The sequence below is a fragment of the Lysobacter sp. CA196 genome, from assembly GCF_052078695.1.
GTDB lineage: Bacteria > Pseudomonadota > Gammaproteobacteria > Xanthomonadales > Xanthomonadaceae > Lysobacter.
In genome coordinates, this window is the sequence record NZ_JBQJIN010000003.1 from 117,742 (window position 1) to 144,740 (window position 26,999).

Sequence of the window (26,999 nt, forward strand, 5' to 3'; positions counted from 1 at the left end):
AGGATCTTGGGAATGAACAACTGCGAAGCCGGCTCCGGACAGACCTTGGCGAAGAATTCCGATGCGAGCGCCGTGCGCGATTCCGTCGAACAGGCTGCGGACGCGGCTGGCGGCGCGGGACAACAGTGCGTGCCCGCGACTGGTGACGGCGCCGTCCGCGACTACCCGCTCGATGTGTTGGTGCACGAACTGTTCGAGCGACAGGCAGCACGCACACCGCAGGCGGTGGCGATCGAACACGAAGACCGGTGCCTGAGCTACGCCGAACTCGATACGCGCGCCGATCGCCTAGCGCTTGCGTTGCGTGCGCGAGGCGTCGGCGTCGAAACCCGGGTGGCGCTGTGCCTGCGCCGCAGCCCGGAACTGGCGACGGCGATGCTGGCCGTGCTCAAAGCCGGCGGTGCCTACGTACCGATGGACCCGTCTGCGCCGGCCGGACGCCTGCGCGATCTGCTCGACGACAGCGCGCCGTTGGTGCTGCTGACGCACGCCGAGCTGGCGCACAACGATGTGCTGCGCGGCGACTGGGCGGTGCTGGCGCTCGATGCGGACGACGATAGGACGGAGCGCGATTGGGAAGAGCACGTTCCAATGGAGCAGGCTTCCATAGAGCAGGCTTCGACCAATCGCCTGGCCTACGTGATCTACACCTCGGGTTCGACCGGGCGCCCGAACGGGGTCATGGTCGAACACCGCAATCTGGCCAATTTGATCGGCTGGCATTGCGAAACCTTCCCGTTGCAGCCGGGCGAACGCACCGCCAGCACCGCCGGCGTCGCCTTCGATGCCTGCACTTGGGAAATCTGGCCGGCGCTGTGCCAGGGTGCGACCCTGGCCTTGCCGCCGAAGACGACCGCGGGCGACCCCATGGCCTTGTTGTCGTGGTGGGAGTCGCAAGAGCTGCACAGCGGTTTCCTGGTCACCGCGCTGGCCGATGCCGCATTGGCGCGAGGGCAGGGCGACCGCAAGCCTTTGCGCTCGTTGCTGACCGGCGGCGACCGTTTAAGTCGGCTGCCGACGGCGGACCTGCCGTTCGACTTGGTCAACAACTACGGCCCGACCGAAACCACGGTGGTGGCGACTTCGGGCGTGGTCCGCCACGACGATGCGGTCGTCCACATCGGCCGCCCGATCGCCAATACCCGCATCTATCTGCTCGACGAGCACGGCCAGCCGATGGCGGCCGGCGCAGCGGGCGAGATTCATATCGGCGGTGCCCAGGTCGCACGCGGTTATCTCAACCGCCCGGCACTGACTGCCGAACGTTTTCTCGACGACCCCTTCGCCGCCGAAGCCGGTGCGCGCATGTACAAGACCGGCGACCTGGGCCGTTGGCGCGAGGACGGCACGCTCGAGTATCTCGGCCGCAACGATCATCAGATCAAGATCCGCGGCTTCCGTATCGAACCGGGCGAAATCGAATCGCGCCTGCTCGCCCAACCCGGGGTTCGCGAAGCCTTGGTGCTCGCGCGCGAAGACGTGCCGGGCAACCCGTATCTGGCCGCCTACGTGGTCGGCGACGGCGCTACGCAGCCCGAGCCGCAGGCCTTGCGCGATGCGCTGGCCGATGCGCTGCCGGAGTACATGGTGCCGACCGCGTGGATGCCGCTGACGGCGTTTCCGCTGACCCTCAACGGCAAAATCGACCGCAAGGCCCTGCCGGCGCCGAGCGACGCCGGCCTGGTCCGGCGCGAACGCTACCAGGCTCCGCACGAAGGCACCGAGACCGCACTCGCGGCCATCTGGAGCGAGTTGCTGCGCGTCGAAGGCATCGGTCGCAACGACCATTTCTTCGAGCTCGGCGGGCATTCGCTGCTGGCCGCGCAGATGCTGGCGCGCGTGCGCCAGCGCCTGGGGCTGGAATTGGCCATGTCGGACCTGTTCGCCCATCCGCTGCTGCGCGATTTCGCCGCGGCGCTGGCGAGCCGGGCGCAACGCAGCCGGCTCCCGGCTCTGACGCCGGGCGAGCGGCCGCAACCGCTGCCGCTGTCCTATGCGCAGCAGCGTCTGTGGTTCATCGCGCGCATGAGTGCGCAGGCCAGCGCCGCCTATCACCTGAGCTACGCGCTCAGCCTGCAAGGCGTGCTCGACGGGAACGCGCTGCAAGCCGCTTTGGATCGTATCGTCGAGCGCCACGAAGCGCTGCGCACCCGGTTCCCGTTGCTCGACGGCGCTCCTGTGCAGCGCATCGCCGACTCCGCCGGCTTCGCATTGAGCCGGCACGATCTGAGCGATGAGCGCGGGCCGGCCGCCGAAGCCATCGACGCGTGGCGACGTATCGAAGCCGACACTGCGTTCGACCTCGGCGCCGGTCCGCTGATCCGCGGTCGCCTGCTGCGCCTGGGCGAGCAAGACCACGTATTGCTGCTGACGCTGCATCACATCGTCGCCGACGGCTGGTCGCTGGGCGTGCTGGCCGGCGAGCTGGGCGCGTTGTACCGCGCCTATGCCGGGCAAGGGGCGGCGCCCCGGATCGATCCGCTGCCGGCGCTGCCGGTGCAGTACGCCGACTACAGTCTGTGGCAACGCCGTTGGCTCAGCGGCGAAGTGCAGCAACGACAGTTGTCGTTCTGGCGCGCGCAATTAAGCGATGCACCGGCGCTGGTGGCGCTGCCGACCGACCGGCCGCGGCCGGCGGTGCAGGACTATCGCGGCGCCAGTCTGGAGGTCGCGTTCGACCGCGAGTTGACCGCCGCGCTCAAGGCCTTGTCGCAGCGCCACGGCACGACCTTGTACATGACCTTGCTGGCGGCCTGGGGCGCGCTCGCGTCGCGGCTGGCCGGACAGGACGAAGTGGTGGTCGGCACGCCGATCGCCAACCGCGCCAGCACCGAGACCGAGCCGCTGATCGGTTTCTTCGTCAACACCGTCGCGCTGCGCCTTAACCTGGCCGAGCGCCCGAGCGTGGCGGCGTTGCTGGCCCAGGTGCGCGAGCGAGCGCTGCAGGCCCAACAGCATCAGGACCTGCCCTTCGAGCAAGTGGTCGAAGCGCTCCGGCCCGAGCGCACGCTCGCCCACAGCCCGATCTTCCAACTGATGTTCGCCTGGCAGAACGCGCCGCAGGCGGCCTTCGAACTCGACGGATTGAAGTTGCGCGAGCTGCCGCTGGCGGCCACCGACGCCAAGTTCGATCTCACCCTGGAGCTGCAGGAAAGCGGCGAGCGCATCGTCGGCGCGCTGAATTTCGCCAGCGCGCTGTTCGAGCCGGCGACGGTGCAGCGCCACCTGCGCTACCTGGAGGCGATGTTGCGCGGCATGGTCCGCGACGACCTCCAGGCGGTGGACGCGATCGCGTTGATCGACGAGGCCGAACACGGCCGTATGCGGGCGTCCTGGGACGAAGCCGCTCGCGACTACCCGCGCGATGCGCTGGTGCACGAGCTGTTCGAGCGGCAGGCGGCACGCACGCCGCAGGCGGTGGCGATCGAACACGAAGACCGGTGCCTGAGCTACGCCGAACTCGATGCGCGCGCCGATCGCCTAGCGCTTGCGTTGCGTGCGCGAGGCGTCGGCGTCGAAACCCGGGTGGCGCTGTGCCTGCGCCGCAGCCCGGAACTGGCGACGGCGATGTTGGCCGTGCTCAAGGCCGGCGGTGCCTACGTACCGATGGACCCGTCTGCGCCGGCCGAACGCCTGCGCGATCTGCTCGACGACAGCGCGCCGCTGGCGCTGCTGACGCAAGCCGAACTGGCGCACAACGATGCGCTGCGAGGCGACTGGGCGGTGCTGGCGCTCGATGCGACCGACGATGCATTCGAACAAGCGTGGGAAGGGCACCCGTCGAGCGCGCCGGCTCAAGCAGAGCAGGCTTCACTGGAGCAGGCTTCGACCAATCGCCTGGCCTACGTGATCTACACCTCGGGTTCGACCGGGCGCCCGAACGGGGTCATGGTCGAGCATCGCAACCTCGCCAACCTGATCGGCTGGCATTGCGAAACCTTCCCGTTGCAGCCGGGCGAACGCACCGCCAGCACCGCCGGCGTCGCCTTCGACGCTTGCACCTGGGAAATCTGGCCGGCGCTGTGCCAGGGCGCGACCCTGGCCTTGCCGCCATCGGCGACCGTGGGCGATCCGGCGGCCTTGTTGTCGTGGTGGGAATCGCAGGAGCTGCACAGTGGCTTCCTGGTCACCGCGCTGGCCGATGCCGCACTGGCGCGCGGGCAGGGGGGGCGCAAGCATCTGCGCTCCTTGCTGACCGGCGGCGACCGTTTAAGTCGGCTGCCGACGGCGGACCTGCCGTTCGACTTGATCAACAACTACGGCCCCACCGAAACCACGGTAGTGGCGACCTCGGGCGCAGTCCGCCACGACGACGCGGTCATCCACATCGGCCGCCCGATCGCCAATACCCGCATCTATCTGCTCGATCGCTTTGGTCAGCCGGTGCCGGCCGGCGCACCGGGCGAGATCCACATCGCTGGCGCGCAGGTCGCACGTGGTTATCTCAACCGCCCCGAGCTGACCGCCGAGCGTTTCCTCGACGATCCCTTCGTCGCCGAAGCCGGTGCGCGCATGTACAAGACCGGCGACCTGGGTCGTTGGCGCGACGACGGCACGATCGAGTATCTGGGCCGCAACGATCACCAAGTGAAGATCCGCGGCCTGCGCATCGAGCCCGGCGAAATCGAAGCGCAGTTGCTCAAGCTACCGGGCGTGCAGGAAGCCGCCGTGCTGGCTCGCGAAGACGCGCCGGGCGAGGTACGGCTGGTGGCCTACCTGGTCGCCGATCCCACGCCGGAGGCTGCGCTACTGCACGACGCGCTGGCGCAGGTGTTGCCGGACTACATGGTGCCGGCGGCCTATGTCGCACTGGATGCGTTGCCGCTGACCGCGAACGGCAAACTCGACCGCCGTGCCTTGCCGGCGCCGGACGACACCGCATTCGCGCGGCGCGCCTATGAAGCGCCGCAAGGCGAGACCGAAATCGTGCTCGCACGCATCTGGAGCGAGCTGCTGCGGATCGAGCGGATCGGCCGCCACGACAACTTCTTCGAACTCGGCGGCCATTCGCTGCTGGCCGTGCAACTGGTCGAGCGGCTGCGCCAGGAAGGCCTGCAGGCCGATATCGCCGCGCTGTTCTCCAGCCCGACCCTGGCGGCGCTGGCCCGCGCCATCGAACACGCCGCCCAGGCCGGGCCGCTGGAGGTGACGGTGCCGCCGAACGGCATCCCGGCCGGCAGCGCGACGATCGCGCCGCACATGCTGCCGCTGGCGACGCTGGACCCGTCCCAGATCGAACGCATCGCCGCCGCGGTGCCGGGCGGCGCGACCAACGTGCAGGACATCTATCCGCTGGCGCCGTTGCAGGAAGGCATCCTGTTCCATCACCTGCTGCAGCGCGAGCGCGATCCCTACGTGCTGTCGATCACCTTGGGCTTCGACACGCGCGAACGGTTCGACGCCTTCGTCGGGGCCTTGCAGCAGGTGGTCGACCGCCACGACGCGCTGCGCACCGCGATCGCCTGGGAAGGGCAGGACGTACCGCTGCAGGTGGTCTGGCGCCAGGCGCCGCTGCAGCTGGAGACGCTGGCATTCGACGAGGAAGACGTCCCCGCCGCGCTCGAACGCAGCGAAGGCGCGCAGCGGATCGACCTGACCCGCGCGCCGCTGATGCGCGGCCAGGCCGCGTTCGACCGCCACGCCGGACGCTGGCTGCTGCAACTGGTGCACCACCATATCGCCCTCGATCACACCGCGCTGGAGGTGATGCTGCGCGAAGTCGGCCTGATCCTGTCCGGGCGCACGCAGGCACTGCAGCCGCCGGTGCCGTTCCGCGACTTCGTCGCCCAGACCCGGCTCGGGGTGAGCGCGCAGGCGCACGAAGCGTTTTTCCGCGACATGCTCGGCGATGTCGAAGAACCGACCGCACCGTTCGGCCTGCTGCAGGTGCACGGCGGCGGCCACGACGCGCACGAAGCCGAACTGAGCTTGCCGGCGCTGCTGTCGGCGCGCCTGCGCCGGCATGCGCGGCGCCTCGGCGTCGGCGCCGCGAGTCTGTTCCATTGGGCCTGGGCGCAAGTGCTGGCCAAGACCGCCGGCCGCGACGAGGCGGTGTTCGGCACCGTGCTGTTCGGCCGCCTGCGCGGCGGCGCCGGCGCGGACCGGGCGATGGGTTTGTTCATCAACACCTTGCCGCTGCGCGTGCGGCTGGGCGATATCGGGGTGGAAGAGGGCGTCCGCCGGACTCACGCCGCATTGTCCGGATTGGTCGCGCACGAACACGCTTCGCTGGCGCTCGCGCAGCGCTGCAGCGCGCTGCCGGCGGGCGCGCCGCTGTTCACCGCCATGCTCAACTACCGCCACAGCGCCGACTCGGCCGACGGCGAGCCCGCGCTCGAAGGGATGCCTGGGGTGAGCCTGGTGGCGACCCGCGAGCGCTCCAGCTATCCCATCGATCTGTCGGTGGACGACCTCGGCGAAGGTTTCAAGCTGACCGCGCAGGCGCTGCAACCGGTCGATCCCTTGCGCGTATGCGCCTACATGCAACGCGCGCTCGAAGGTTTGGTCGAGGCGTTGGAGCAGTCGCCGCAGACCCCGGCCTGGCGCATCGACGTGCTCGGCGCGGCCGAGCGCCATCAGCTGCTGAGCGCCTGGAACCGACTGCGCGCACAACCGGCGCAGACGCCGGCGTGCGTGCACGAACTGTTCGAACGCCATGCGCAACTCGCACCCGAGGCCATCGCCCTGGAACAGGACGGCGAGCGCCTGAGCTATGCCGAACTCAACCGTCGCGCCAACCGCCTGGCGCGTTATTTGCGCACGCTCGGCGTGGGCGCCGACCAGCGCGTGGCGATCTGCCTGGAACGCGGTCCGCTGACCGTAGTCGCGATCCTCGCCACGCTCAAGGCGGGCGGGGCTTACGTACCCCTGGACCCGTCCTATCCGCAGGAACGACTGGACTACATGCTCGCCGACAGCCGGCCGCGGGTGGTGCTGACCGAACAGGCGCTGCAAGCCGCGCGGGCGCCGGACCCGGCACGCACGGTGCTCGATCTGGATGGCCCGCAGCGGCCCTGGGAAACCCTGTCCGACGCGGACCTCGACCGCGCCGACACCGGCCTGGAGCCGGGCCATCTGGCCTATGTGATCTACACCTCCGGCTCGACCGGCCAGCCCAAGGGCGTGGCGATCGAACACGGCCCGCTAAGCCTGCGCATCGCCGGCCTCAACCAGCGCTACGGCTTCCGTAGCGACGACCGCATCCTGCAATTCGCGCCGATCAATTTCGACGTGTCGCTGGAAGAGATCATGGGCGCGCTGACCATCGGCGCCACCCTGGTGCTGCGCACGCCGCAATGGCAGACCGGCGGCGTGGAGTTCTGGCGCCTGTGCGCGCTGGCGCGCATCAGCGTGGTCGACCTGCCGACCAAGTTCTGGCAGTACGTCAGCGCCGACGCGTCGGTCGCGCTGCCCGAGTGCGTGCGCATCGCGATCATCGGCAGCGAGGCGGTCGAGGCGCGCGCGATCGAAGACTGGGCGGCGCGCCGCGGCCATCGTCCGCGTCTGTTCAATGCCTACGGCCCGACCGAGGCCTTGATCGCGGCCACCGTGCAGGACGTGCGCGAAGCCGGCGACGTGCACATCGGCCAGCCGCTGGCCGACACCTCGGTGTACCTGCTCGACCGCCGCGGCCAGCCGGTGCCGCTGGGCGTCGCCGGCGAGATCCATATCGGCGGCGATACGCTGGCGCGCGGTTATCTGGACCGCCCGGAACTGACTGCCGAACGTTTCCTCGACGATCCCTTCGCCGGCCGGCCCGGCATGCGCATGTACAAGACCGGCGACCTCGGCCGCTGGCGTGCCGACGGCAGCCTGGAATTCCTCGGCCGCAACGATGAGCAGGTCAAGATCCGCGGCTTCCGCATCGAACTGGGCGAGATCGAAGCGCAACTGCAGCGCCTGGACGGCGTGCGCGAAGCGGTGGTGCTGGCGCGCGCGGATGCGGCCGGCGAGCGCCGGCTGGTGGCTTATGTGGTCGCCGGCGGCGATGCCGCGGCCGAGCCGCAGCGCCTGCGCGAAGCGCTGGCGCGGGCGTTGCCCGACTACATGGTGCCGGCGGCCTATGTGGCGCTGTCGGCTTTGCCGCTGATGCCCAACGGCAAGATCGACCGCCGTTCATTGCCGGCGCCGCAGGGCGACGCCTTCGTCCAGCGCGCTTACGAGCCGCCGCAGGGCGAAACCGAAATCGCGCTGGCGCGGATCTGGAGCGAATTGCTGCGGGTCGAGAGCGTCGGTCGCGAGGACAATTTCTTCGAACTCGGCGGCCATTCCTTGCTGGCCGTGCAACTGATGGAGCGGTTGCGCCGCGAATCGCTGCACGCCGATATCCGCACCCTGTTCGCCAAGCCGACCCTGGCCGGGCTGGCGCAGGCGGTGGAGGAAGCGCGCCGCAACGGCTGGCACGGCGTGAGCGTGCCGCCCAACGGCATTCCGGCGAACGGCTGCACCGCGATCGAACCGTGGATGTTGCCGCTGGTGTCGTTCGACCCGCAGCACATCGCCGCGCTGGTCGCGGCCGTGCCGGGCGGCGCGGCCAATGTCCAGGACGTCTACCCGCTGGCGCCGCTGCAGGACGGCATCCTGTTCCACCATCTGCTGCAGACCCGCGGCGACCCCTATTTGCTGTCCTCGCTGCTGTCGTTCGAATCGCGCGAGGCGATGGACGATTTCGTGCAGGCGCTGCAGCAGGTCATCGACCGCCACGACGTGCTGCGCACCGCGGTGCTGTGGGAAGGCCTGCCGGAGCCGGTGCAGGTGGTATGGCGCCAGGCCACGCTGGAAGTGTTGACCCTCGAGCCGGACGGCGGCGACGCCGCCGCGCGGCTGGCCGAGTTGGCCGACCCGCGCGACGCGCGCATGGACGTGCGACAGGCGCCGCTGATGGCCGGCCGGGCCGCATTCGACGCGGGCAGCGGCCGCTGGATGCTGTTGCTGTGGCAACACCACCTGGCCATGGACCACGTCGCGGTCGAATTGATCTACGAAGAAATCGGCCTGATCCGCAGCGGCCGCAGCCATGAGCTGCGCGAGCCGGTGCCGTTCCGTAACTTCGTCGCCCAGGCCAAACTCGGGGTCAGCACGCAGGAGCACGAGGCGTTCTTCCGCCGCATGCTCGGCGACGTCGACGAAGCGACCGCGCCGTTCGGCCTGCTGCAGGTGCACGGCGACGGCGACAACGTGCACGAAGCCGAACTGACCCTGCCGCGCCCGCTGTCGCTGCGCCTGCGCAAGCAGGCACGCGCTTTGGGCGTGAGCACCGCCAGCCTGTTCCACTGGGCCTGGGCGCAGTTGCTGGCCAAGAGCACCGGCCGCGACGATGTGGTGTTCGGCACCGTGCTGTTCGGCCGGCTGCAGGGCGGCGAGGGCGCCGACCGCGCGGCGGGACTGTTCATGAACAGCTTGCCGATGCGCGTGCGCCTGGGCGAGATCGGGGTGCGCGACGGCATCCGCCAGACCCACGCGGCGCTGTCGGATCTGGTCGTGCACGAACACGCGCCGCTGGCCCTGGCCCAGCGCTGCAGCGCCTTGCCGCCGACTGCGCCGCTGTTCTCGGCGCTGTTGAATTACCGCCACACCGCGCCGGCCGGCGACGCGGCGCCCGCCTGGGCGCAGGGTGCGCAGATGCTGTCGGTGCGCGAACGCACCAACTACTCGTTCACGCTGTCGGTGGACGATCTGGGCGAAGACTTCGAGTTGCGCGCGCAGATCGAGGAGCCGGTCGCGCCAGAACGGGTCTGCGCCTACCTGCACACGATCCTGGAACGGTTGGCCGAGGCGCTGGAGCATGCGCCGCTGACGCCGTCGCGGCAGATCGACCTGCTCGGCGAAGACGAGCGCGCGCAGATGCTCGGGCCGTGGAACGCGAGCGAACGCGACTACCCGCGTACGACCGCGCACGACCGCTTCAAGGCCCAGGCCGGGTCGACGCCGGACGCTTTGGCGGTGCGTTACGAAGGACTGGAACTGAGCTACGCCGAACTCGACCGGCGTTCCGACCGCCTGGCGCGTTATCTGCTCGAGGCCGGCGTCGCGACCGGGGCGCGAGTGGGCATCTATCTGTCGCGCTCACCGGAACTGCTGATCGCCGTGCTCGGCGTGCTCAAGGCCGGCGCGGCCTATGTACCGCTCGAACCCAAGCTGCCCAAGGACCGTCTGGGCTACATGGTCAACGACGCCGGCATCGGCTGGGCGCTGCTGGAAGCGGCGACCATGGACGAGTTGCCGCTGCAGGGCGTGGACGTCGTGCTGATGGACGATGCGGCCACCGACGAACATTGGCTCGACGACTACGCACAAGGCGAATTGCCGGCGGTGGCCGCCGAGGATGCCGCGTACGTGATCTACACCTCCGGTTCGACCGGCCAGCCCAAGGGCGTGGTGATCGAACACGACGGGCTCAGCAACTACCTCGCCCATGCAGTGGAGACCTATCTGCCCGGCGTGGCCGGTTCGGTGGTCAGTTCGCCGCTGTGCTTCGATGCGACCCTGACCACCTTGCTGCCGCCGCTGTTGGCCGGCAAACCGGTGTGGTTGCTACCCGATGGCGAACACACCGAGGTGCTGGCGCAACTGTCCGAACGGCTGTTCGCGGCAGGCGAGGGCTGGTTGTTTAAGATCACCCCGGCGCATCTGGAGGCCTTGTCCTACCTGGAGCGCGATGCCGGGTCGAAACAGGCGCCGCATTGCATCGTGGTCGGCGGCGAACAGCTGACCATGGCGACCTTGCGGCGCTGGAAGGGCGACCTGTTGCCGCAGGCGCGCTTCGTCAACGAGTACGGCCCCACCGAAACCGTGGTCGGCTGCAGCATCTGGACCCTGAGCTCGGCCGAGCAACTTGCGGAACTCGAAGACGCCGTTGCCGCGCCGATCGGCCGCCCCATCGGCAATACCCAGTTGTACGTGCTCGACGCCGGCTTGCAACTGCAACCGGCCGGCAGCATCGGCGAGTTGTACATCGGCGGCGCCGGTGTGGCCCGCGGCTACCTCAACCGCGAGCAGCTCACCGACGAGCGCTTCATCGCCAATCCGTTCGGCCCGGACCGGCTTGCCGGTCCGTCCAGCTCGAACCGGCTTGCCGGTCCATCCAGCTCGAACCCGCTTGCCGGTCCGTTCCGCACTAATCGGCTGTACAAGACCGGCGACCTGGTTCGCCATATCGGCGAACACGGCGAACTGGAATTCGTCGGCCGCATCGACGAGCAGGTCAAGATCCGCGGCTTCCGCATCGAACTGGGCGAGATCGAAGCGCAGTTGCTGCGCCACGGCGGCGTGCGCGAGGCCGCGGTGCTGGCCAGCCGCGACGAACACGGCGACCAGCGCCTGGTCGCTTATCTGGTCGGCTCGGGCGAGTCGGGCGAGTCGGGCCTCGACCTGCCGGCGCTGCGCAAGGCGCTGGCACAGACGCTGCCGGACTACATGCTGCCGGCCGCCTATATCGCTCTCGACGCGTTGCCGCTGACCGCCAACGGCAAGCTGGACCGCAAGGCGCTGCCCGCGCCCGGCAGTGCGATCGGCGTCCAGCGCGACTATCAAGCCCCGCAAGGCCCGCTGGAAACCGCGCTGGCCGGCCTGTGGAGCGAACTGCTGAGCGTCGAGCGGGTCGGCCGCCACGACAACTTCTTCGAACTCGGCGGGCAGTCGCTGCTGGTGGTGCGGATGATCTCGCGCCTGCGCCAGTCGCTCGGCCTCAACATCGCCCTGTCCAGCGTATTCGCTTACCCGGTGTTGCGCGATTTCGCGCGCATGGCCGCGGACGCGCAGGCGACGGAGCTGCCTGCGCTGCTGCCGGCGACGCGCCCGGAGCAAGTGCCGCTGTCGTTCGCGCAGCAGCGTTTGTGGTTGGCCGCGCAGTTCGGCGAGGACGCCAGCGCCGCCTATCACATGCCGATCGGCCTGCGCCTGCGCGGCAGGCTCGACCGGCCGGCGCTGCAGGCGGCGCTGGACCGCATCGTCCGCCGTCACGAAGTGCTGCGCACCCGCTTCGAGGTGGTCGACGATCGGCCGGTGCAACGGTTCGATGCGGGCGAGCGTTTCCAACTGGGTTATCAGCCGCTCGATCTTCCTGCCGACCAGCGCGACGCCGCGGTCGCGCACTGGAGCCGGATCGAATCGGCCGAACCCTTCGACTTGAACCGCGGCCCGCTGATCCGCGGCCGCCTGCTGCGCCTGGACGAAACCGACCATGCCTTGCTGTTGACCGTGCATCACATCGTCTCCGACGGCTGGTCGCTGGGGGTGCTGGCCGATGAGCTCAGCGCGCTTTACCGCGCTTATGCGCAAGGCGGCGCATACGCCAGCGCGCACAACAGCGATCCGCTGCCGCCGCTGCCGGTGCAGTACGCCGATTACGCGCTGTGGCAACGCGACTGCCTCGACGAGGCGGCGCAGCAGCGCCTGCTCGGCTACTGGCGCGGCCAGCTCGCCGGCAGCCCGGCGTTCTCGGCGCTGCCGACCGACCACCCGCGTCCGCCGACCAAGGGCTTCGCGGGCGGCATGGTCCAAACCCGGATTCCGGAAACCACCGTCGCCGCGCTCAACGAGCTGGCCGCGCGCCATAACGGCACCTTGTTCATGGCGCTGATGGCGGCGTTCAACCTGCTGCTGTCGCGCTACAACGGCCAGAACGATCTCAACGTCGGCACCGTGGTCGCCAACCGCGGCCGCGCCGAAGTCGAGCCGCTGATCGGCTTGTTCCTCGACACTCAGGCGATCCGCACCCGGCTGGACCCGGCGCAGAGTTTCGAATCCTTGCTGCAACAGGTGCGTTCGACCCTGATCCAGGCCTATCTGCACCAAGACCTGCCGTTCGACAAACTGCTGGAAGAGCTCAAACCGCTGCGCCGCCCCGGCGTGCCGCCGTTGTTCCAGGTGATGCTGCAGATGCAGAGCGTGCCGGACCCGGTGGTGCGCCTGCCGGAGTTGAGTCTGGAAGAGCTGCCGCTGGCCGAGCATACGGTCAAGTTCGACTTGACTCTGTATCTCAACGAACGCGACGGCGGCCTGGAAGTCGCTTATGAGTACGACGCCGCGCTGTACGAGCACGCCACCATCGAGCGTCTGGCCGAACGTTTCGAGCGCTTGCTCGCCGCGGCCGCCGCGGCGCCGCAGACACGCCTGGACGAACTCGCCGTCGACGAGGCTTTGCCCGCTGCGGGCATGCTGGTGCCGGCAGCGCCGACTTCATCGGAGTCGGTGCCTTTGACGTTGTCGCCGTACCAACGGCGGTTGTGGACCGAGGGCTTCGCCGGCGATGCCACGGCGCATCAGTCGGTGGGCTTGTTGGAGTTCGAGGGCACGGTCGACGCCGCGCAGTTGCAGGCCGCGTTGAATCTGGCGCTGGCGCGTCACGATGCGCTGCGCGTGCGCTTCGACGGCAAGGCGGACGAGGCTCGCCAGTGCGTGCAGCCGCCCGCGCTGCTGGCCTTGCCGGTCATCGCGCTCGAAGCCGGGCAGAGCGCAGAGGACGCCGCTTTGGCATCGGCGCAGCAATCCCTCGACCTCGACCGGGCGCCGCTGCGCGCCGAGCTGTTGCACGACGATCACGGCCATGCCTGGCTGTGCCTGACGATCCATCGCCTCGTCGCCGACCGGCGTTCGCTGCGATTGCTCGGCCAGGAGATCGTCACCGCTTACGCGACGCTGGCCGCAGGCCGCACGCCGGAACTGCCGGCGTTGCCGTTGGCCTATGGCGACTGGCTGCACTGGCAGTCCGGCCTCGATGCGCAGGCGCTGGAACCGGCCCTGCTGCAGTGGCGGGCGCAGTTGCAGGGCGCCGCGCGAACGCTGGAACTGCCTCTGAGCCGGCCGCGTCCGACGCAACCGGCATTCGTCGCCGGCCGCCATCGCATGACCATCGATGCCTCGCTGGTCGCGCGTCTGCGCGACTTCGCGCAGCAGCATTCGACGAGCCTGGAGGACGCGCTGCTGACCGGTTTCGCGGCCTTGCTGCGGCGCTACAGCGGCCAGGACGAATTCGTCCTCGGCACCGAAGTCGCTGGCCGCGAGGCCGACGGGCTGCAAGCAGTGGTAGGTCCGCTGTCCGGGCTACGGCCGCTGCGCGTTTCGGTGCCGGCCGGGGCCGATTTCGCCGGTCTGCTGGATCGATTGACGCGGACGCGCAAGCACGCCGCTCGCTACGGCGATCTGCCGTTCGAGCTGATCGCCGCGCGCATCGAAGGCGAAGCTGCCGTGCCGCTGGCGGCGGCCTTCGCCTACGATGACGCCGCTGGCCGTAGCCTGCGCAGCGGCGCCATCGCCGCGCACCTGCTCGAACCCCATGCCGGCCACGGCCGCTGCGATCTGAACCTATGCGTGTCCACGCACGACGGCGGCTTGCAGCTGCGGCTGGTCTACAACGCCGGCCTGTTCGACGGTTGGTGGGTCGCGCAGGCAATGCGTCACTTCGTGCGCCTGCTCGAAAGCATGGTCGACGCGCCGCAAGCCGAGATCGACCGGGCGCCGCTGCTGGACGATAGCGAGCGCGCGCAGATGCTCGGGCCGTGGAACGCGAGCGAACGCGACTATCCGCGTACGACCGCACACGACCGCTTCAAGGCCCAGGCCGGGTCGACGCCGGACGCTTTGGCGGTGCGTTACGAAGGACTGGAACTGAGCTACGCCGAACTCGATCAACGTTCCGACCGCCTGGCGCGTTATCTGCTCGAGGCCGGCGTCAGCGCTGGAGCACGGGTGGGCATCTATCTGTCGCGCTCACCGGAGCTGCTGATCGCCGTGCTCGGCGTGCTCAAGGCCGGCGCGGCCTATGTACCGCTCGAACCCAAGCTGCCCAAGGACCGTCTGGGCTACATGGTCAACGACGCCGGCATCGGCTGGGCGCTGCTGGAAGCGGCGACCATGGACGAATTGCCGCTGCAGGGCGTGGACGTCGTGCTGATGGACGATGCGGCCACCGACGAACATTGGCTCGACGACTACGCACAAGGCGAATTGCCGGCGGTGGCCGCCGAGGATGCCGCGTACGTGATCTACACCTCCGGTTCGACCGGCCAGCCCAAGGGCGTGGTGATCGAACACGGCGGGCTCAGCAACTACCTCGCCCATGCAGTGGAGACGTATCTGCCCGGCGTGGCCGGTTCGGTGGTCAGTTCGCCGCTGTGCTTCGATGCGACCCTGACCACCTTGCTGCCGCCGCTGTTGGCCGGCAAGCCGGTATGGCTGCTGCCCGACGGCGAGCACACCGAGGTGCTGGCGCGACTGTCCGAACGGCTGTTCGCGGCGGGCGAGGGCTGGTTGTTCAAGATCACTCCGGCGCACCTGGAGGCCTTGTCCTACCTGGAGCGCGATGCCGGGTCGAACCAGGCGCCGCATTGCATCGTGGTCGGCGGCGAACAGCTGACCATGGCGACCTTGCGGCGCTGGAAGGGCGACCTGTTGCCGCAGGCGCGCTTCGTCAACGAGTACGGCCCGACCGAAACCGTGGTCGGCTGCAGCATCTGGACCTTGAGCTCGGCCGAGCAACTTGCGGAACTCGAAGACGCCGTTGCCGCGCCGATCGGCCGCCCCATCGGCAATACCCGGTTGTACGTGCTCGACGCCGGCTTGCAACTGCAACCGGCCGGCAGCATCGGCGAGTTGTACATCGGCGGCGCCGGTGTGGCCCGCGGTTACCTCAACCGCGAGCAGCTGACGAACGAGCGCTTCATCGCCGATCCGTTTATGGAAGGTCGGCTGTACAAGACCGGCGACCTGGTCCGCCATATCGGCGAACACGGCGAGCTGGAGTTCGTCGGCCGCATCGACGAGCAGGTCAAGATCCGCGGCTTCCGCGTCGAACTCGGCGAGATCGAAGCGCAGTTGCTGCGCCACGAGGGCGTGCGCGAGGCCGCGGTGCTCGCGCGCAGCGACGCGCCCGGCGAGGTCCGCCTGGTCGCCTATGTCGTCGCCGAACATGGCGCCGCGCCGCAGGCCCAGGCGCTGCGCGAAGCCCTGGTCGAAGCACTGCCGGACTACATGGTGCCGGCCGCCTATGTCGCCCTCGACGCGCTGCCGCTGACCGCCAACGGCAAGCTCGACCGCAAGGCGCTGCCCGCACCGGGCGGCGTGGCGTTCGCGCAACGCGAGTACCAGGCGCCGCAGGGCGCCACCGAAACCATGCTCGCGGCGATCTGGAGCGAACTGCTCGGGGTCGAACGCATCGGCCGCCACGACAACTTCTTCGAACTCGGCGGCCATTCGCTGCTGGCGGTGCGCCTGATGGGCACTCTGCGCCGCCGCAACCTGCACCTGGACATCCGCGCCCTGTTCGCACAGCCGACCCTGGCCGGGCTGGCCGAAGCGGTGGCGCAGGCGGCTCGTTCGGGTTCGCGCGAGGTGGTCGTGCCGCCCAACGGCATCGCCGACGGCTGCACCGCGATCGCCCCGGAGATGCTGCCGCTGCTGTCGCTGGACCAGGCGCAGATCGCCCGCATCGTCGCCGCGGTGCCGGGCGGGGCGGCCAACGTGCAAGACATCTATCCGTTGGCGCCGTTGCAGGAAGGCATCCTGTTCCATCACCTGCTGCAGTCGCAGGGGGATGCCTATCTGCTTTCGACCACCTTGGCGTTCGACTCGCGCACGCGCCTGGACGCGTTCGTGCAGGCCTTGCAGCAAGTGATCGACCGCCACGACGTGCTGCGCACCGCGGTGCTGTGGGAAGGCCTGGCCGAACCGGTGCAGGTGGTCTGGCGCCGCGCCCGCTTCGAAGTCGGCGCGCCGCAGTTGCCCGACGGCGATGTCGCCACGCGGCTGGCCGAATACGCCGATCCGTCGCGCCACCGGATGGACGTGCACAAGGCGCCGCTGATGCACGGCTACACCGCCTTCGACGCGGCCGGCGAGCGCTGGCTGCTGCAGCTGGTCCATCACCACTTGGTGCTCGACCACACCGCGATCGACACCTTGCTGGAGGAGATCGGCCTGATCGTCTCGGGCCGCAGCGACGAACTGCCCGAACCGGTGCCGTTCCGCAACTTCGTCGCCCAGGCCCGCCTCGGCGTCAGCGCGCAGGAACACGAAAGCTTCTTCGGCCGCATGCTAGGCGATGTCGAGGAACCCACCGCGCCGTTCGGCATGCTCAAGGTGCGGGGCGAGGGCGAACACTTGCGCGAGGCCGAACGGACCTTGCCGCGGGCCTTGGCCCAGCGCCTGCGCGCCCACGCCCGCGGCCTGGGCGTCAGCACCGCCAGCCTGTTCCACTGGGCCTGGGCGCAGGTGCTGGCCAAGGCCAGCGGCCGCGACGATGTGGTGTTCGGCACCGTGCTGTTCGGCCGCCTGCAGGGCGGTGCCGGCTCGGAACGTGCGATGGGCTTGTTCATCAACACCTTGCCGATGCGGATACGCCTGGGCGAAATTGGCGTGCGCGCCGGCGTGCTGCAGGCGCATGCGACCCTGTCGGAGCTGGTCGGCCACGAGCACGCCTCGCTGGCCCTGGTGCAGCGCTGCAGTGCGCTGCCGGCGGGCGCGCCGTTGTTCTCGGCGGTGATGAACTACCGCCACAGCGTCGACACCGATGCGCAGGCCGCGCGTCCGGACTGGGCGCAGGGCCTGGAAGTGCTGTCGGCGGTGGAGCGGACCAACCACGTGCCGGCGATCATGGCGGTCGACGACCTGGGCGAGGATTTCCTGCTCAAGGCGCTGGTCGATCGCCCGATCGATCCGCAACGCGTCTGCGCCTACATGCAGACGGCGCTGGAACGCCTGGACGACGCACTGGAGCAGGCACCGCAAACGCCCTCGTGGCGCATCGATGTGCTCGACGCGGCCGAGCGCCGGCGCGTGCTGGAGGAGTGGAACGACACCGCGACCGAGTGGCCGCAACCCGACACGCGCGTGGTCGAACTGTTCGAGCGGCAGGTGCGGGCCACTCCGCAGGCCTTGGCCCTGGCCCAGGGCGAGGAGCGGCTCAGCTACGACCAACTCAACCGCCGCGCCAACCGGCTCGCGCAGCATCTGCGCGCACTCGGTACCGGGCCGGACGAAAAGATCGCGATCTGCCTGGAGCGCAGCGTCGACACGGTGGTTGCGGTATTGGCCACGCTCAAGGCCGGCGGCGCCTACGTGCCGCTGGACCCGGCGTATCCGCAGGACCGCCTCGACTACATGCTGCGCGACAGCCGGCCGCGGGTGCTGGTCACCACCGCCGCGCTGCAGGACCAATTGCCGGCGAGCCCGATCCTGTGGCGCACGCCGGTGGTGGACATGACCGACACCGCGCCATGGGCGTCGCTGTCGGAGACCGATCCGGACGCGCAGGCGATGGGGCTCAGCGATGCGCATCCGGCCTACGTCATCTACACCTCCGGTTCCACCGGCAAACCCAAGGGCGTCATGGCCAGCCATCGCGGCCTGTGCAATCTCGCCCAGGCGCAGATCGCCGGCTTCGGCGTGGATCGCGACAGCCGGGTGGTGCAGTTCGCATCTTTCAGCTTCGACGCCTGCATCTCCGAGGTGATGATGGCGCTGTTGTGCGGCGCCAGCCTGCACCTGCCGCCGCCGGGCGTATTGGCCGGCGTGGAATTGGTGGCTTGGCTGGACGCACATCGCATCAGCCACGCGACCTTGCCGCCGGCGCTGCTGGCGACGCTGCCCGAACACGCGACTTTGCCGCAGTTGCGCACGTTGATCCTCGCCGGCGAAGCGGTCAGCGCCGCGCAGGTGCGGCGCTGGGCGCCGGGCCGGCGGTTGATCAACGCCTATGGCCCGACCGAGGGCACGGTGTGCGCCAGCATGCACGACTGCGACCCTGGCGAGACCGCATCGCCGCCGATCGGCCGACCGATCGCCAACGTGCGCGTGTACGTGCTCGACCCGCATGGCGAACCGGTGCCGGTCGGCGTCGCCGGCGAGCTGTACATCGGCGGCGCGCAGGTGGCGCTGGGCTATCTCAACCATCCCGCGCTCAGCGACGAACGCTTCCTCGCCGATCCGTTCGCCGCGCAAACCGGTGCGCGCATGTACCGCACCGGCGACCTGGCGCGCTGGCGCGCCGACGGCACCCTCGACTTCCTCGGCCGCAACGACCACCAGGTCAAGGTGCGTGGCTTCCGCATCGAGCTGGGCGAGATCGAATCGCGCCTGCTCGCCCAGCCCGGCGTGCGCGAAGCGCTGGTCCTGGCGCGCGAAGACGCGTCCGGCGACAAGTCGCTGGTGGCCTACGTCGCCGATGGCGCCGACGCCGGACTCGACCCGCAGACCTTGCGCGCGGCCTTGGCGCAGTCCCTGCCGGACTACATGGTGCCGTCGGCCTGGGTGGTGCTGCATGCGCTGCCGGTGACGCCGAACGGCAAGGTCGACCGCAAGGCGCTGCCGCTGCCGTTGGGGGCGGGGCTCGCGCCCAGCGCGTTCGAAGCGCCCGAGGGGGAGATCGAAACCGAGCTCGCGCAGATCTGGAGCGAACTGCTCGGGATCGAGCGGATCGGCCGCCAGGACCATTTCTTCGAGCTCGGCGGACATTCGCTGCTGGCGACACGGCTGATCTCGCGAGTGCGCAGCCAGTGGGAGATCGATATCCCGCTGCTGACGGTGTTCTCCAACGCGCGCCTGACCGAGTTCGCCGAGGCCATCGTCGATCACCAGCTCGCCCAATTCGACGCCGACGATCTGGAGCTGATCGCCGCCCAGCAAAGAGGTACCGTGCAATGAACAAAGCGAGCCTGCAAAACCTCAACCGCGCCGAGCGCGAGGCCTTGTTGCGTGCGGCGAAAGCATCGCGCGCTCCGCTCAAGCCGGCCGTCAGCGCCGGTATTCCGGCGCGCAGCCAGGCGCGCGCGCACTGGCCGGCATCGTTCTCGCAGCAGCGGCTGTGGTTCATCGCCCAGATGTGGCCGACCGCGCATACGCTTTCGTTCGGCCTGGGCCTGCGCGGCGCGCTCGACGAGGCGGCGCTGCAGGCGGCGCTGGACCGGATCGTGCAGCGCCACGAAGCATTGCGAACCCGTTTCGCCGTGATCGACGAGCAACCGGTGCAATGCGTCAGCGAGCACGCGCGCTTCGAACTGCAACGCCACGACCTCAGCGCCGAAGCCGATCCGCAGGCGGCGGTTGCGCAGCACCAGCGTGCCGAGTTCGATACGCCGCTCGATCTGGACCACGGCCCGCTGGTGCGCGGCCGCCTGCTGCGGCTGGCCGCGCAGGAGCACGCTATGCAGGAGCACGCTCTACAAGAGCATGCGCTGCTGCTGACCATGCATCACATCGTCTCCGACGGTTGGTCGATGGGCATCCTCGCCGGCGAGCTCGACGCGCTGTACCGCGCCTACGCGACGGGCGGCGTGCCCTACGACGAAGACCCGCTGCCGGCGCTGCCGATCCAGTACGCCGATTACGCGGTATGGCAACGCGACTGGCTCAGCGGCGAGGTGCATCGCCGCCAGCTCGACTTCTGGCGCGAACAACTGACCGGCGCGCCGGCGCTGATCAAGTTGCCGAGCGACCGGCCGCGCCCGCCGGCGCAGGACTATCGCGGCGAAATCCTGCAGATCGCCTTCGACGCTGAGCTGGCCGCCGCGCTCAAGGCGCTGTCGCAGCGCCACGGCACGACCTTGTACATGACCTTGCTGGCGGCCTGGGGCGCGGTGCTGGCGCGCCTGTCCGGCCAGGACGAGGTGGTGATCGGCACGCCGGTGGCCAACCGCACCCGGGTCGAGACCGAGCCGTTGATCGGCTTTTTCGTCAACACCCTGGCCCTGCGCCTGGACCTGAGCGATCGCCCGAGCGTGGCGCAGTGGCTGGCGCAGGTGCGCGAGCGCGTGTTGCAGGCGCAGAGCCACCAGGACCTGCCGTTCGAGCAAGTGGTCGAGGCCATCAAGCCCGAGCGCACCCTGGCCCACACGCCGGTCTTCCAGCTCACCTTCGCCTGGCAGAACACGCCCGAGGAGAACCTCGCCCTGGACGGCCTGAGCCTGCACGCGCTGCCGGGCCGCACGCTCGAACACAACGCGCAGTACGACCTGGAGTTGGACCTGCACGAAGCCGACGGCGGCATCCGCGGCACGCTCGGCTACGCCAGCGCGCTGTACGACCGCGCCAGCGTGCAGCGCTATCGCGATTACCTGGAAGCGATGCTGCGCGGCATGGCCGGCGACGATGCGCAGCCGGTGGATGCGATCGCGCTGGTCGACGGCGCGCAAGGGCCGGGTGCCCCAGCGCAAGGCCCGCTCGCGCATGGCGTCCCGCACAACCACGGCCCGCTGCGCGATTACCCGCTCGACGTGTGCGCCCATGAACGGTTCGAGCAACGTGCGGCGCTGGCGCCGGACGCGACCGCGATCGAACACGAAGGCCAACGCCTGAGCTACGGTGAGCTCAACCGACAGGCCAACCGGCTCGCCCACCAGTTGCTGGCGCAGGGCGTGCGCCCGGAGACGCGAGTCGCGGTGGCGATGGCGCGCGGGCCGGACATGCTCGTGGCGTGGTTGGCCGTGCACAAAGCCGGCGGCGCCTACGTGCCGATGGATCCGGCGTATCCGCAGGACCGGCTCGCTTTCATGCTCGACGACAGCCGCCCGCGCGTCGTCCTCACCCAGGCCGCGCTACAGGACCAGTTGCCGGCGTGCCGGGCACTGGCGACCGCGAGCGTGCTGGTGGTCGACGAACCGAGTTGGCAGCAGCGACCGGCGAGCAATCCCGAGCGCGCCGCCACCGGATTGCTGCCCGAGCATCTGGCCTACGTGATCTACACCTCGGGTTCGACCGGGCGCCCGAACGGGGTCATGGTCGAGCATCGCAACCTCGCTAACTTGATCGGCTGGCATTGCGAAACCTTCCCGTTGCAGCCGGGCGAACGCACCGCCAGCACCGCCGGCGTCGCCTTCGATGCTTGCACCTGGGAAATCTGGCCGGCGCTGTGCCAGGGCGCGACCCTGGCTTTGCCGCCATCGGCGACCGCGGGCGATCCGGCGGCCTTGTTGTCGTGGTGGGAATCGCAGGAGCTGCACAGTGGCTTCCTGGTCACCGCGCTGGCCGATGCCGCATTGGCGCGCGGGCAGGGCGGCCGCAAGCATCTGCGCTCCTTGCTGACCGGCGGCGACCGCCTGAGCCGGTTGCCGGCGGCGGATCTGCCGTTCGACTTGGTCAACAATTACGGCCCCACCGAAACCACGGTAGTGGCGACCTCGGGCGTGGTGCACCACGACGACGCAGTCGTCCACATCGGCCGCCCGATCGCCAATACCCGCATCTATCTGCTCGATCGCTTTGGTCAGCCGGTGCCGGCCGGCGCACCGGGCGAGATCCACATCGCTGGCGCGCAGGTCGCACGCGGTTATCTCAACCGCCCCGAGCTGACCGCCGAGCGTTTCCTCGACGACCCCTTCGTCGCCGAAGCCGGTGCGCGCATGTACAAGACTGGCGACCTGGGTCGTTGGCGCGACGACGGCACGATCGAGTATCTGGGCCGCAACGACCACCAAGTGAAGATCCGCGGCCTGCGCATCGAGCCCGGCGAAATCGAAGCGCAGTTGCTCAAGTTGCCGGGCGTACGTGAAGCCGCCGTGCTGGCTCGCGAAGACGCGCCGGGCGAGGTACGGTTGGTGGCTTACCTGGTCGCCGCAGCCGATGCCGAACCCGAGGCGGCGATGTTGCACGACGCGCTGGCGCAAGTGTTGCCGGACTACATGGTGCCGGCCGCCTACGTCGCGCTCGACGCGCTGCCGCTGACCGCGAACGGCAAACTCGACCGCCGCGCCTTGCCGGCGCCGGACGACACCGCATTCGCGCGGCGCGCCTATGCAGCGCCGCAAGGCGAGACCGAGATCGCCATCGCCGGGATCTGGAGCGAGCTGCTGCAGGTCGAGCGGGTCGGGCGCAACGACGGCTTCTTCGACCTGGGCGGGCATTCGCTGCTGGCGGTGCAACTGATGTCGCGGGTCCGCCAGCGCCTGGGCGTGGAAATGCCCATGTCGAGCCTGTTCGCGCATCCGCTGCTGCACGATTTCGCCGCCCAGGCCGGCGCCGCACCCGCCAGCGTCCAACCCGCACTGACGCCGGCCACACGGCCACAACGGCTGCCGCTGTCGTTCGCGCAGCAGCGCTTGTGGTTCATCGCCCAGATGGGCGAACAAGCCAGCACCGCCTACCACATGCCCGGCGGGCTGCGCTTGCGCGGCGCGCTCGACCGCGCCGCGCTGCAGGCCGCGCTGGACCGCATCGTGCAGCGCCATGAAGCACTGCGCACGCGCTTCGAAACCCGCGATGGCGAACCGATGCAATGCATCGATGCCGCCGCCGGACTGCCGTTGCGCCAGCACCCACTCGGCGGCGACACGGACGCCGAAATCGCGCACTGGCAGCAAGTCGAAGCACAGACCCCGTTCGATCTCGAACGCGGGCCGCTGGTCCGCGCCCGTTTGCTGCGGGTGGACGAACACGACCATGTGCTGCTGTTGACCATGCACCACATCGTCTTCGATGGCTGGTCGCTGGGCGTGCTGACCGACGAACTGGCCCAGCTGTACCGCGCCTACGCACTGGACGGCGTGTCGCTACAGGACGATCCGCTGCCGCCGCTGCCGTTGCAGTACGCCGATTACGCACTGTGGCAGCGCCGTGCCTTCGCCGGTGCCGAACAGGAACGCCAATTGGCGTTCTGGCGCGGGCAACTGGCCAGCGCACCGGCGCTGGTGGCGCTGCCCACCGACCGGCCGCGCCCGCCGGCGCAGGATTTCCGGGGCGACAGCCTGCCGATCCGACTCGACGCGGAACTCGGCGCTGCGCTGAAGGCGCTGTCGCAACGCCACGGCACGACCCTGTACATGACCCTGCTGGCGGCCTGGGGCGCGCTGGTGGCGCGGCTGTCGGGCCAGGACGAAGTGGTGATCGGTTCGCCGGTGGCCAACCGCACCCGCGCTGAACTCGAGAACCTGATCGGCTTCTTCGTCAACACCCAGGCGCTGCGCCTGGATTTCGCCGGCGCGCCCAGTGTCGCCGAGCTGCTTGCCCAGGTCCGCGCCGACGTACTACAGGCACAGAACTACCAGGACCTGCCGTTCGAGCAAGTGGTCGAAGCGCTGAAGCCGCAGCGCACTCGCGCGCACAGCCCGGTGTTCCAGCTGATGTTCGCCTGGCAGAACGCGATGCATTCGGACTTCGCACTGGCCGGGCTGGGCCTGGAGGAAATCACCGTCGCCTCGACCCAGGCCAAGTTCGACCTGACCCTGGAACTGCAGGACACCCAGGACGGCATCGCCGGCCATCTGTGCTACGCCACTGCGCTGTACGACCAAGCCACGATGCAGCGCCATCTGGGGTATTTCGAGGCGATGCTGCGCGGCATGGCGCGCGACGACACCCAGCCGGTGGATGCGATCGCGCTGGCCGGCGTGGACGAGCGCCAGCAGGTGCTTGAGCATTGGAATACGACCGCCCGCGACTATCCGCGCGAACTCTGCGTGCATAGCGTGTTCGAACGCCAGGCCGCGGCGACGCCCGATGCGGTGGCGTTGCTGCACGACGACCAGCGGCTCAGCTACGCCGAACTCAACCGGCGCGCCAACCGGCTGGCCCACCACCTGCGCGACCGCGGGGTCGGGCCCGGCCAACGGGTGGCGTTGTGCATGGAGCGCAGCATGGAACTGGTGATCGCCTGGCTGGCGATCCTCAAGGCCGGCGCGGCCTACGTTCCGCTCGACACCGGCTATCCGGCCGCGCGTCTCGCGCGTCTGCTCGACGACGCTGCGCCGGCACTGCTGCTGACCCAGCAACGGCTCAAGGCGCAATTGCCCGAGTCGGCATGGCCGGTGCTGGTAATGGACGTCGACGACGACGCAATCGGGCGTGCGCCCGATCACGATCCGACACCGCCCGCAGGACTGGACGCACAGCAGCCGGCCTATGTGATCTACACCTCCGGTTCCACCGGCGAGCCCAAGGGGGTGATCGTGCCGCACCGTGCGGTCAACCGCCTGGCGATCGATAACGGCTACGCCGCGATCGAAGCCGGCGACTGCATCGCCCATTGCAGCAACCCGGCCTTCGACGCCTCGACCTTCGAGATCTGGACCGCGCTGCTCAACGGCGCGAGCGTGCTGATCCTCTCGCGCGACGACCTGCTGGTGCCGGCGCGGCTGCAGGCGCAGTTGCGCGAGCACCGGGCGACTGCGTTGTTCCTGACCACCGCGCTGTTCAACCAGTACGCCGCGGCGATGCCGGGCATGTTCGCCGGCTTGCGCTACCTGCTGTTCGGCGGCGAGCGCTGCGACGCCGGGATGGTGCGCCGGGTGCTGGGCGAGGGAGCGCCGCGGCAGTTGCTGCACGTGTACGGCCCGACCGAGACCACCACCTTCGCCACCGCGCACCCGGTCGCGGAGCTGGCGCGGGATGCGCTGAGCGTGCCGATCGGCCGGCCGATCTCCAACACCCGTGCCTACATCCTCGACCGTCACGGCGAACCGGTGCCGGTCGGCGCGGTCGGCGAGCTGTACCTCGGCGGCGACGGCGTGGCCCTGGGCTACCTCAACCGGCCCGAGCTCAGCGCCGAGCGCTTCGTGCGCGACCGCTTCGGCGCCGACCCGCAGGCGCGCATGTACCGCACCGGCGATCTGGCGCGTTGGCTGCCCGACGGAGCGATCGAGTTCCTCGGCCGCAACGACCATCAGGTCAAGATCCGCGGCTTCCGCATCGAGCCCGGCGAAATCCAGGCGCAGCTGCTGCTGCATCCGCAGGTGCGCGAAGCGGTGGTGCTGGCCGACGAGGACGCCGGCGGCGGCAAGCGCCTGCTCGCTTATCTCACCCATGGCGGTACTGCGCCGCAGGCCGACGCCCTGCGCGCGCATCTGCATAAGAGCTTGCCGGCGTACATGGTGCCGGCCGCGTTCGTGGTGCTCGATGCGCTGCCGCTGACCGCCAACGGCAAGCTCGACCGCAAGGCGCTGCCGGCGCCGGATGCCGATGCGGTCGCCCACGGCGAGTACGCAGCGCCGCAGGGCGAAGCGGAAACCGCGTTGGCGGCGATATGGAGCGAACTGCTGCAGGCCGGACGAGTGGGGCGGCACGACAACTTCTTCGACCTCGGCGGACATTCGCTGCTGATCACCCGGCTGATCGACGCTGCGCGCCGGCGCGGCCTGGCGCTGGACCTGCGCCAAGTGTTCGATGCCTCGTCCCTGGCCGAACTGGCAGCGCTGGCGACGCCCTGCGCCGCTGACGCGGCGACGGCTTCGATCCTGATCCCGGTGCGCATCGGCGGCGCACGGCCGCCGCTGTTCTGCTTCCATGAAGGCTTCGGCACGGTGCTCGCCTACGAACGGCTGGCGCGTTTCATCGACCCGCAGGTACCGGTGTACAGCATCGAAGCCCGCGCCCTGCACGAAGACCCGCCGGTGTATCGCAGCGTGGTGGCGATGGCGCGCGACTACCTGCGCCAGGTCATGGCGGTGCAGCCGGCCGGGCCGTATCGCCTGACCGGTTGGTCCGGCGGCGGGTTGATCGCCTACGAGGTCGCGCGCCAGTTGCTGGAGCTGGGCGAGTCGGTGCAGTACCTCGGCATGATCGATACCTATCGACTCAAGGCCGAGGACATGGAGGGCGAGATCGGCCAGACCAAGCACTTCCTGATCCGCACCCTCGAATACCTGCGCCCGGATCTGACGCCGCCGATGCTGCGCGGCCTGCTCGCGCTCGACGACCTCGACGCGATGATCGCGCAATGCCATCGCAGCGGTTGGTTGCGGCCGGACATCAGCGCGCACGAGATGGACCGCCGCTTCCTGGTCGCCAACCAGGTCGCCCGCGCCTGCGTGGAGTACGCGCCCGAGCTGCTGCCGTTGGAATCGGATCTGTTCAGCGCCCAGCACCCGGAACGCGCCGACCGCAGCAACGGCTGGGCGCAACTGCTCGGCCCGCGCCTGCGCATCGCCCCGATCGGCGGCACCCACATGTCGATGATGCAGGACGAGACGCTGGTCGCCGCGATCGCCGAGGCGATGAACCGCTCCCTGCACGGCACCCGCGCCATCTCCCGATCCGCGCGCGGCGCCCCGCGCAGCGCCGACCTTTCTCTTTCCTAA

At 69.5% G+C, this 26,999-nt stretch carries 2 protein-coding genes; both read left to right on the plus strand.

Annotated elements, in window-relative coordinates; translation table 11 throughout:
• Nucleotides 1–12: 12 nt before the first annotated feature.
• On the plus strand, nucleotides 13–19,638 hold the full coding sequence (locus ACTOWK_RS04425; protein ID WP_441328979.1) for a non-ribosomal peptide synthase/polyketide synthase: 19,626 nt from the start codon (nucleotides 13–15) through the stop codon (nucleotides 19,636–19,638).
• Nucleotides 19,635–26,999, plus strand: a complete 7,365-nt coding sequence (locus ACTOWK_RS04430; protein ID WP_441328980.1) for an amino acid adenylation domain-containing protein — start codon at nucleotides 19,635–19,637, stop codon at nucleotides 26,997–26,999. The genes ACTOWK_RS04425 and ACTOWK_RS04430 overlap by 4 nt, the downstream gene beginning before the upstream one ends.